A 9,786-nucleotide genomic window follows, 5' to 3' on the forward strand; every position below is an offset into this window, starting at 1 on the left:
GACGCATGCGTCGACACCGACACGCTCAGCCACACCCGGTAGGCGCAACGTGATCAGGCAGGAGGAGGGGTCTCATGCCGTTCTTGACGGGCGGTGGCGGCGGAGCGGGCGCTCCGGCCGCCGCTCCGGTGACCATGCAGGTCGCACCGGAGCAGATCTTGGCGCTCAAAGCCCGGTACGAAGAGGTGCGGAATCAGGTGCACGGCTTCCTCGCCAGGGAGGAGTGGAGCCTCATCGGCCAAGCAGCGGTCGCGGACGACGAGGTGTCGAAGGACGCGGCAGGCACCTTCGTCGCCAACGCCACCAGCGCAGTCGACGTCACCAGGCAGTTCCTCGTCGAACTCAATCGCAACATTGATCAACTCGACAGCGCGGCGAGGACCTATCAGCTGGTCGAGGACGTCAACACCGATGCGATGCTCCGGCAGAACAGGGGTCTCTGACCGCGATGCGACGATCTCTGCCCGTGGTGCTGACCGTTGCCTCGGTACTCGCACTCGGTGCGTGTGCCGACGAGGGCGGCCGAGCACGTCCCGGATCGACGGCGGCACCGACAACCACGACACTTGAGCCCTCGCCGTCCGCCGACCGGCCTCGCGAGGTGAAGCTCGACGGGAAGAAGCCCTGCGAACTGCTGACGCCGGTGCAGTTGACGGGCTTCAGCATCGACCGCGAGGGTGAACCGCTGGAAGTGCCCACGCTCAACGCCACGGGCTGCCAGTGGACGGTGACCGGCGCGGCCAACATGCTGGTGCCGGTCACCGCGGACGGCATCGAGGTCTGGACCGACGGCAAACGTGCGGGACAACCGACGGCGGTCGATCCGATCTCGGGGTTCAAGGCGATCACGTTGACCATCCCGTCCAACCCGCACCGGTGCGACGTGCTGGTCGACACCGCAGCCGGCCAGTACCTGGCTGCCGGGTTCTCCCTCGCCACTGACAAGCCGGAGCGGTTTCCCAAGCCGTGCGACCGCGCGCGCGAACTGGCCGAAGCCGCGATGCAGAACCTGTTGAAGTGAGAGGAGACCGCTGATGGGCATCCGCGAGCACAACTTCGACGCCCAATCGCACCGGCAGCTCTACGACAAGATCCACGGCGGTCCGGGCCACTCCGCGGTGCGCACCGTGGACGACGCGTGGAACAACTTCCGGGCTGTCGTGGGCGACGCCAAGGCGAACCTGGAATCGGCGATCCGCGACGCGAAAGCGGTCTGGGTCGGCGCGGCGGGCGAGCGGTTCAGCGGGAGTTCGGCACCGCTGGTCCAGTGGGCCGAGGACCTGCGCGTCGCCGGTGTCACGACGCACCACGCGTTCTCCGCGCAGACCTCGTACTACGGCAGCACGAAGACCGCAATGCCCGAACCGGTGCAGGTGACGTCCACCGCCAACGACGACTTCCTGGGTATCCCCGCGGGGTTCAAGCACCTGGTCGGCGGGCAGACCGACCAGGACATCCAGGAGCAGGCGGCCAACGAGGCCAAGCGCGAGGCCGTGCGGGTGATGCAGGGCTACCGCAACGACGCGGCGTCCGCCGTCGACGCGCTCGGCGAATTCGTGCCGCCGCCGCAGGTGGTCGCCCAGGTCTCCGAGCCGACGTTCGAGCAGTCCCAGGCGCACGAGAAGTACACGCCGCAGTTCTCCGACACGAGGTCCGTCGACTCGACCTCCACCGCACGACGAGAGCCCGCCCACCCCCCGGTGGCACCGCCGCCGGCGGTCTCGACGGGCGACAACACGCAGACGTCGGTCGCGCAGCCGCCGGCCGACGTCGCTCCCCGCCCGACGCCCTCACCGACGCCGAGCCCGAGCCCCACCCCGCCTCCGGGCTCGCCTCCGGTCCACCCCCCGTTCTTCCGGCCCAACCCGAACCCGCCGGGCCGGCCGATCCCGCCCACCCGTCTGGACCGCCCGGCCCACCGGCCCGGCCCGCTCCCGCCGGCCGACGCGGCCCGGTACGGCCGCGATCTCCGAGCGCCGAGCGGGTCACCGACCGGCGGTCCACCGAACGGTGGCACGCCTCGCTTCGGCGGTGGCCTGCCCGGCCTACCCGGCCAGCCCGGTGCCGGCGCACCCGGACAGCCCGGTGCCCAACCGTTCGGCCACGGCAACTCCTCGGGCGTCGCACCGGATTCCCCGGCCAACCGCACCGCCGGCACCACCGCAGGGCCGGCGCGCGGTGCGGCAGGGGCACCGCCGATGGCCGGTGGTCTCGCGGGCGCTCCGCAGCGCGGTCAGGGCGAGGACGACATCGAGCACAAGGCCGCGCCGTACCTGGAGGAGCTGGCGGACGTGTGGGGCGAGGAGAGCCTGCCGAGCGTGGCTCCTCCCGTGATCGGGGACGACCGCAGGTGAGCTTCGCGTTGTCCCGGCTGGAGTTCGACCTGTGCTGGGAGCGCCTGAACCTGGGCGAGTACCCCACGATCCTGACGATCCCCTCGCACGGCGGGACCACCGACGAGCGCCGGGCGCTGCTGGCCGACGCCTGGCGCGGCCTGGCCGCACGGGGCCTCGTCGAGCGCGGCGAGCTGGACCCGAGGCTGGCGGGGTGGCTGGACCTGTTGTCCCGCCCCGAACGGGAGGTCGACGCCCGGTTGCGGCTGGACGACGGCCCTCGGGTCCGCGCGGTGGCGGCGGCCCGGCGCGGTCACGCCGTGCTCGCGGTGTTGACCTCCGACAGCCTTGTGCTGCACCGCGTTGACGAGGCGGGACTCGCCGGCGCGGTGGTGTCGCTGCTGCCACCGCACCCGGCACCCCGGTCACGGTCGATCAGCGTGCCCGCGGCAGACCTGGACAAGGCCGCGTCGGTGGCGGGCGAATCGGTGTCCAGGATGGAAATGGCGTTGCGGGACAACGGTGTCCCGCGCCCCGATGCCCAGAAGGTCGCGTCCGTGCTGAGCGGCGTGACGCGGATGGGCCAGTTCGGCACAACCGTCCGCCCGCTCCGCAACGGCAAACCCGGGCCACGGACCCGCGGTCCGTACGCGGTGTCGTTCTACGACAACGCGGAGGGGCGCTGGCAGTTCACCCGCCGCCCGTCCGGTGACGGCCGGGACTGGTCGACGCTGAGCCCGGCCGACCACCAGCGGTTGGCCCACTCGGTGTCGGAACTGCTGTCCGCCACGGGCTGAGCACGTTCGACCCTCGAACACGACGGCAAGGAGCAGATGTGGGCGGGGCCTCGCGCTCGGAACCACCACACAGTTGGAACCGCACGATCCGGCACGGGGCGGCGAGCCGCGAGGGCCTGCGCGCACCAACATCCGCGAGTGCACCGTGCGGTCGGTCCGGGTCGTGAACGGACCGGCGGTGCGGTGGATCTCCGAGCCGGGGGCGCGGGAGTTGCGCGCGTCCTGCACCCGGCTCGGCGCGGTGCTCATCGCAGCGGCGGTGGTGCTGGCGGCGTTGCTGGTCGCCGTCGGGCTCAGCCTGAGCACCTACGGCAACGCCCTCAACGCCATCGCATGGCCCCTCGGGGTGATGAGCACCCTCCCGTTGCTCCTGTCGGGTGTCGTCCTGGCAAACGCCCGCGCACACGTCCGGGGCGAGCACCTGGACCTGGCCGGTGCCCGCAAAGCGCGCCGGGGGCTGGCGGTGCTGTGGGTGTGCACCTGCCTGTCGGCCCTGTTCGCGGCAGGAGCCCGCCTCGATGCCACCCGCTTCGGGCCGCAGGACCGAGCCCTCCTCCCGGCGGACTGGATCTACCTCCTGCTCCTCGCCACCGCGATCGTGTTGGGAGGCGTGGCGTTCACCGCAGGCCGCACCCTCTTCCGCACCACCCCACCGGCCCGGTGACCGGATAGGCCACCGCCGAGCCGGAAACGGCACAGCTCGTCCTCGCTGGCCGGTGGCAACACGCCTGTTATTCCGCGCGGACACCGATAAGATCAGCCGGTTGACACCCCAGTGCCGTCTCAGGAGCACGATGTCCCCCAACATCCTCGTCGCGCCGAGCTACGGAAAAGCCAGCGCCAGGCGACACTTCCACGACACGATCGAAGGATGGGTGTCCTTCGCCGACGAGGAGCGCGGCGCGCTCCTGACCGAAGAGCAGCGAAACGGCCTGTCGACCCTGCACCCCTCGGGCGTGGCGCACTTCTGGGGCGCGACAGCGGGGCACAGCGCCATGATGGCCGAGCTCAAGCGCGGTGACGTCGTCCTGCTCACCGGCGACAAGAAGGTCAAGGCGTGCGGGGAGGTCGGCTACCGCTTCGTCAACCAGGCGTTCGCCGACGAGCTGTGGCGCAACGAGGGCGACGAGGAGAGCTTCCTCCACGTCTACAGCCTGCTCAACGTGCGCCCGATCGAACGCCCCAAGGTCGACTTGGTGACGCTGTGCGGCTACAAGGCCAACTACGACCTGCCCGGCCAACGGTTCCTCCGCGCACACGACGTGGACAAGGTCCTCCTCGAATTCGGCATCACGACGGGCGTCGCGGACGCGGCTCTGGAGGAGATGGTCGAACAGCACATCGATGCCGTGCGCGGATCGTGGACCACCCCGGTCGAACTGGCGCACGTCGACCGGATCACCCGGGTCACCGAGGCCTCGACCACCGTGACCGATCGCGTCGAGTCCGGCCTCGTCCAGCTCTACCAACGGTTCTGCGCACCCGAGCAGCTGAGGGCGTTCCGGACCGACAGCAAGCTGAGGGCCGACCTCTACCGGCATGACGGTACCGAGGTGGAGATCATCGAGGCGAAGAGCCTCGCCACGCACGGGAAGGTGCGGGAGGCGGTGGCGCAGCTGCTGGACTACGCCGGGCACAGCCCGGACCCCGTCACCCGACTCGCCGGGCTGTTCCCGGGCAGGCCGGCCCCCGACAGCCTGGCCTACCTCCACCGCGTGGGGATCGACTGCATCTTCCTCGCCGACGACGGCACGTTCGTCCGGGAACCGGCGGCTGATTCCCGGCGCGCGCACATGCTCCAGGTGTGGCGGGACCGCTGAACCCCCGACGGCCACGCCCCGGCCGTCGGCGAGGAAGCGCTGGCCGGGGCGATCACTCCCGCGACCGGTCGTGTGGTGGACTGGAACCTCCGGGCCGAGCGTGATCCCGGCCGGACCGGTTCGACCCTGGAGGTACCGAAAGTGGACCGACCGCTCACCGCCGCCGAGTTGTTCGACGCCGTTGGCCGTGGCTACGAGGAGGCGTTCGGACGGCCGCCCGTGGTGGACACCGGCGTGCGGTTGTTGCTCGACCGGTTGCCCGAGAGCGCCCGGGTGCTGGACATCGGCAGTGGCACGGGGAAGCCGGTGGCCGCCGACCTCACCGCGGCCGGGCACCGGGTGATGGGGGTCGACGTCTCCGCCGAGATGGTCGCGATCGCCCGGGAGCAGGTGCCGGACGCCGACTTCGTGCACGCCGACATCCGGGAGTGGGATTCCGCCGACGGGTCGTGGGACGCCGTGTGCGCCTTCTTCCCGTTCCTCCAGATGTCCCGGGCCGACACCGTGAAGGTGCTGGCCGACATCGCGCGCTGGCTCAAGCCCGACGGGGTGGTCGCGCTGATCACCGTCCCGATGGACGTCGAAGGGCTCGAAGTGCCGTTCCTCGGGCACACCGTCCACGTCACCAGCTTCGCCTCGCCCGACCTGCTCCGGCACGTGGAACAGGCCGGGCTGGACGTCGTCGAGACGCACCGCGCCGTCTTCACCCCCGACCGCGCGGGCCAGCCGGACGAAGAGCACCTGCTGGTGCTGGCTACGCCCACGCGCCCGACGACGCCGCGTCCTTGACGTAGTCCGCGAACGGGCGCGGCTCGCGACCCAGGACCTCCTGGACGCCCGTGGACAGCTCGGCGTCGTGACCGTCCCGGATCGCCTCCAGCGCGTACCCGAGGACGGTCGCGTACTCGGTGGAGAAACCACCCGCCCGCAACGCCTCGGTGATCGCCGCACCCGGCACGTCGACCAGCGTGATGTCCCGGCCGGTGGCCTCGGCCACCCGCGCGACCGCGTCCGGGAACGAGAGGGCCTCCGGGCCCGAGAGCTCGTACACCTCGCCGGCGTGGCCGTCCCGCGTGAGCGCGGCCACGGCCACGTCGGCGATGTCCCGCACGTCGATGAACGGGTGCCCGCCCGGCCCCAGCGGCAACGTCACCTCGTTGCCCAGCACCATCGGCAGCAGGAAGTCCTCGGTGAAGTTCTGGTGGAACCACGTCGGGCGCAGGATCGTCCAGTCCGCGGTGGACGCCCGCACGGCCGCCTCCCGACCGTCGTCCGGGTCGATGCCGCGCGCCGACAGCAGCACGATGCGGGTCACGCCCGCCGCGACGGCGCGCGGCACGAACGCGGCCACCTCGGTGGCGTCCAGGTTCGTCGCGGGCGGCACCAGGTAGACGGCCGTCGCACCGGCCAGGGCGGCGTCCCAGGTGGAGTCGTCGGACCAGTCGAAGCGCAGCTCCGAGGAGCGGGAGGCGGGGCGGGCGGCGGGGCCGAGGGCGGCGGTGACGCGGCGGCCGGTCTTGCCGGTCGCGCCGAGAACCAGGATCGTCATGGCACCAGCCAACCAAGATCGTGCCGGGCGGAACATGGCCCAGACGCCCGATCGCATGTTCAATCGTCTTGTGGACGCTCTCACCGACCTGCTGCGCGGGGTGCGCGCGCAAAGCGCGCTGATGTGCCGCGCCTTCGCGTCACCGCCCTGGTCCGTGCGCTACCCCGGACCCGCCCCGCTCACCGCTGTGATGACCTCGCACGGCGACGGCTGGCTGATCGCCGAAGGCCACCAGCCGATGCGGCTGCGCGCCGGGGACATCGGCCTGGTCCGCGGACCGCTGCCGTTCATCCTCGCCGACGACCCGGCCACACCGCTCCAGCTCGACACCGGCCTGCCCGGCTGCGACGAGTGGGTGAGCGGCACCCGCACCTACCGGTTCGGCGCGGAGGGCACGACGCTCGTCGTCACCGGCAGCTACGAGGTCGAGGGCAGCGTGTCCGACCGGCTGCTCAACGCCCTGCCACGGGCGTTCGTCGTGCCGTGCGGGCCGTGCGGCACGATCGACCTGCTGTCCGAGGAGATCGCGAAGGACCGGCCGGGGCAGGAGAGCGTGCTCGACCGGATGCTGGACCTGCTGCTGGTGTTCGCGCTGCGCGAGTGGTTCGACCGGCCCGAGGCCAACCCGCCCGCCTGGTACCGGGCGCTGGGCGACCCGGTCGTGGGCCCGGCGCTGCGCGCGATCCACGACGAGCCGGGGCGCACGTGGACGGTCGTCGAACTCGCCGAGCGGGCCCGGGTCTCCCGCGCCGTGCTGGCGAAGAGGTTCACCGCGCAGGTCGGTGTGCCGCCGCTCACCTACCTCACCGAGTGGCGCATGTCCGTCGCCGCCGACCTGCTGGCGAAACCCGACGCCACCGTCCACTCGGTGGCCCGCGCCGTCGGCTACCGGGACGGCTTCGCCTTCAGCACCGCCTTCAAACGGGTACGCGGTGTCCGGCCCAGCGACCACCGTGTGGTAGCCCTGCGGGCATGACCAACGGCCTGGAAGAACTCCGCGACGCGCTCCGCCGGTTCGCCGCCGCACGCGACTGGGACACCTACCACACGCCCAAGAACCTGGTGATGGCGTTGTCCGGCGAGGTGGGCGAGCTGACCGACCTGTTCCAGTGGCTCACGCCCGAGGAAGCGGCGAAGGCCATGGAGGACGAGGAACTTGCCTGGAACGTCCGCGACGAGCTCGCCGACGTGGTGCACTACCTGGTGCGCCTCGCGGACAAGCTGGACGTCGACCTCGTCGAGGCCGCGTTCGCCAAGATCGACCGCAACGAGCGGCGCTTCCCGACCGGAGACCTCCGGCCAGTCGAATGAGGGGGCCATGGACATCCAGTCCCTGGACACACTGCACCTGCACCAGAAGATCACCATGATGGTGAACCGCTACGAGGCGTTCGCGGACGACGGCAACGGCGCGCCCGGCCCGCTGATCGCGTTCGTCGAGCAGAAGCGGATGGCGTTCAAGGAGCAGGTGACGATCTTCACCGACGCGGACAAGCACCACGTCCTCGCCGGGTTCAAGGCCCGCAAGGTGATCGACCTCGGCAGCGGCTACGACGTGCTCACGGGTGACGGGCAGCCGATCGGCCTGTTCCGCAAGGACTTCGGCAAGTCCCTGGTGAACTCCACCTGGCACGTCGAGCAACCCGGCTCGGGCACCACCACGGGCCGCGAGCGCAACCAGGGCATCGCGGTGCTGCGCCGGATCTGGGGCTTCCTGCCGTTGATCAACGACCTGCCGTTCCCGTTCCGCTACCACTTCGACTTCGTGCGCGACGGCGTGCCGGTGTTCAGCGTGGACAAGAAGACGTGGTTGCGCGACCAGTACCTGATCCGCATCCAGGACCCGTCCGTCGACCGCCGCCTGGTGATCGCGCAGGCCGTGGCCGTCGACGCGCTCCAGTCCCGCTAGGGCCGCGGCCCGTCAGAGGTAGGTCGACAGCAGGAGGAGCAGGGCCACCAGCAGGACGAGGCCCAACAGCGCGGAGATCCACAGGGGCGAGGTGCCGGGCGGCCTCGCCCTCGTGTGTCTTCCCCTTCTCCTGCGCGGTTGCCGGCGCACCACGGCCTCCCCCGCACCCGCAACGTACCCACCGGGACTGTTCACGCGCCCCACGCTAGGGACCGGCAAGAGGTCTGGACCTCACGTCACCCGGTCGGCCCGACCGGATCGCTCGGACAGCGGTACGGGCACCCATCGCGGTGACCGGCTCTGAGAGGATGGGTTCGTGCAGGTGACGGTGGTCGGTGCGGGTATCGCCGGAGTGGCTTGCGCACGCGCGCTGGTCGACGCCGGAGTGACGGTGCGCGTCCTCGAACGGTCGCACGTCTGCGGCGGACGGATGGCGACCAAGCGGTACGACGGCCGGCGCGCGGACATCGGTGCCGGGTACCTCACCGTGTCGTCGCCCCGGTTCGCCGCCGTCGTCGGCCGGTGGCGGGACGCGGGTTTGGCGCGCCCGTGGACGTCGACGATGGCCGTGCACTCGCCGTCCGGGTGGAGCACGACGACCGGGCCCGAGCGCTGGGCCGCGCCCGGTGGGTTGCGGTCGCTGGTCGAGGACCTGGCGGCCGGACTGGACCTCAGGACCGGTCACGCCGCAGAGTGGGTGGACCCCGGTCCGCGCGTCGACGGCGTGCCCGCCGACGCCGTGGTGCTGGCGATGCCGGGGCCGCAGGCCGTGCGGCTGGTCCACCCCGGCCTGAACCGCACCGCGCGGGCGGCCCTGAACCGGGCGTGGTTGTCGTCCCTCGTGGCGACCCTGGCGTTCGACCGGCGCGGGTGGGACTTCGCCGGGGCGTTCGTGAACGAACACCCCGTGCTGACGACGGTGTTCGACGACGGGAGCCGACGCGGGGACGACGCCCCGGTCTTGGTCGCGCACACGACTACCGAGTTCGCCGACCAGTTCGTGGCCGACGCCGCCGCAGCGGCCGAGGACGTCGAGTCCGCCGTCCGCGAGCTCCTGGACCTGCCCGCCGCGCTCTCGGTGAACGTGCACCGCTGGACGTTCGCGCGCCCCGCAGAGCCCGGCCACGCCCCGTTCCACTACGGCCCGGAACGGGTGGGAATCGCCGGCGACGCGTGGGGAACGCCCAAGGTCGAAACGGCCTGGCTGTCCGGCACGCTGCTGGCCGAAGCCATCCTCGCAGACCTGGCCTGACCCTTCCCGACGCACGAACCCCCAACGCACAAAAGCCTTCAGGGGCACCCGGATGACCGGGTGCCCCTGAAGGAACGAAATGTTCGGCGGCGTCCTACTCTCCCACACCCTCACGAGTGCAGTACC

Annotated in this window: 13 protein-coding genes; 11 read left to right on the forward strand and 2 right to left on the reverse strand. The window is 71.5% G+C overall.

What is annotated here, in order from left to right; genetic code table 11:
- The first annotated feature begins 74 nt into the window (after window positions 1–74).
- The 7 genes from AB0G01_RS35015 to AB0G01_RS35045 all read left to right on the forward strand — a co-directional run bounded on the left by AB0G01_RS35015 (window position 75) and on the right by AB0G01_RS35045 (window position 5,739).
- Entirely contained in the window at window positions 75–443 is a 369-nt protein-coding gene (locus AB0G01_RS35015) for a PE domain-containing protein (protein WP_360955175.1), read from the forward strand.
- Between the two features lie 5 nt (window positions 444–448).
- The gene (locus tag AB0G01_RS35020; RefSeq protein ID WP_360955178.1) at window positions 449–1,021 is read left to right on the forward strand and encodes a DUF3558 domain-containing protein; all 573 of its coding nucleotides are present in this window, start codon (window positions 449–451) and stop codon (window positions 1,019–1,021) included.
- A gap of 13 nt (window positions 1,022–1,034) precedes the next feature.
- Complete coding sequence (locus tag AB0G01_RS35025) at window positions 1,035–2,354, forward strand: PPE domain-containing protein (RefSeq protein WP_360955181.1); 1,320 nt, start codon at window positions 1,035–1,037, stop codon at window positions 2,352–2,354.
- On the forward strand, window positions 2,351–3,130 hold the full coding sequence (locus AB0G01_RS35030; protein ID WP_360955184.1) for an ESX secretion-associated protein EspG: 780 nt from the start codon (window positions 2,351–2,353) through the stop codon (window positions 3,128–3,130). Before AB0G01_RS35025 ends, AB0G01_RS35030 begins: the two co-directional genes overlap by 4 nt.
- A gap of 163 nt (window positions 3,131–3,293) precedes the next feature.
- Window positions 3,294–3,794, forward strand: a complete 501-nt coding sequence (locus tag AB0G01_RS35035; RefSeq protein WP_360955187.1) for a hypothetical protein — start codon at window positions 3,294–3,296, stop codon at window positions 3,792–3,794.
- Between the two features lie 130 nt (window positions 3,795–3,924).
- Complete coding sequence (locus tag AB0G01_RS35040) at window positions 3,925–4,950, forward strand: hypothetical protein (RefSeq protein WP_360955190.1); 1,026 nt, start codon at window positions 3,925–3,927, stop codon at window positions 4,948–4,950.
- A gap of 141 nt (window positions 4,951–5,091) precedes the next feature.
- On the forward strand, window positions 5,092–5,739 hold the full coding sequence (locus AB0G01_RS35045) for a class I SAM-dependent methyltransferase (RefSeq protein ID WP_360955193.1): 648 nt from the start codon (window positions 5,092–5,094) through the stop codon (window positions 5,737–5,739).
- Here AB0G01_RS35045 and AB0G01_RS35050 read toward each other — a convergent pair.
- Window positions 5,705–6,499 carry an NAD(P)H-binding protein gene (locus AB0G01_RS35050; RefSeq protein ID WP_360955196.1) on the reverse strand — a complete coding sequence of 265 codons (795 nt, stop codon included), beginning with the start codon at window positions 6,497–6,499 and terminating at the stop codon, window positions 5,705–5,707. The genes AB0G01_RS35045 and AB0G01_RS35050 overlap by 35 nt on opposite strands.
- 70 nt (window positions 6,500–6,569) lie before the next feature.
- Between AB0G01_RS35050 and AB0G01_RS35055 the strand changes: the two genes are divergently transcribed.
- From AB0G01_RS35055 to AB0G01_RS35065, 3 genes are read left to right on the forward strand one after another with little or no spacing between them, the layout of a single operon-like run.
- Complete coding sequence (locus AB0G01_RS35055; protein WP_360955199.1) at window positions 6,570–7,475, forward strand: AraC family transcriptional regulator; 906 nt, start codon at window positions 6,570–6,572, stop codon at window positions 7,473–7,475.
- Window positions 7,472–7,810, forward strand: coding sequence for a nucleotide pyrophosphohydrolase (locus tag AB0G01_RS35060; RefSeq protein WP_360955202.1), 339 nt, complete (start codon window positions 7,472–7,474; stop codon window positions 7,808–7,810). Before AB0G01_RS35055 ends, AB0G01_RS35060 begins: the two co-directional genes overlap by 4 nt.
- A 7-nt stretch (window positions 7,811–7,817) precedes the next feature.
- Window positions 7,818–8,408, forward strand: coding sequence for a hypothetical protein (locus tag AB0G01_RS35065; protein WP_360955205.1), 591 nt, complete (start codon window positions 7,818–7,820; stop codon window positions 8,406–8,408).
- Between the two features lie 12 nt (window positions 8,409–8,420).
- Here the strand turns inward: AB0G01_RS35065 and AB0G01_RS35070 are convergent, their stop codons facing one another.
- Window positions 8,421–8,603 (reverse strand): hypothetical protein, encoded by a 183-nt coding sequence (locus AB0G01_RS35070; RefSeq protein ID WP_360955208.1) that lies wholly within the window; start codon window positions 8,601–8,603, stop codon window positions 8,421–8,423.
- Between the two features lie 121 nt (window positions 8,604–8,724).
- Here AB0G01_RS35070 and AB0G01_RS35075 point away from each other — a divergent pair, with 121 nt between their 5' ends.
- Window positions 8,725–9,660, forward strand: a complete 936-nt coding sequence (locus AB0G01_RS35075; protein ID WP_360955210.1) for an FAD-dependent oxidoreductase — start codon at window positions 8,725–8,727, stop codon at window positions 9,658–9,660.
- The last annotated feature ends 126 nt before the right edge of the window (window positions 9,661–9,786 follow it).

The sequence above is a fragment of the Actinosynnema sp. NPDC023587 genome, assembly GCF_040640215.1.
Taxonomy (GTDB): Bacteria; Actinomycetota; Actinomycetes; order Mycobacteriales; family Pseudonocardiaceae; genus Actinosynnema.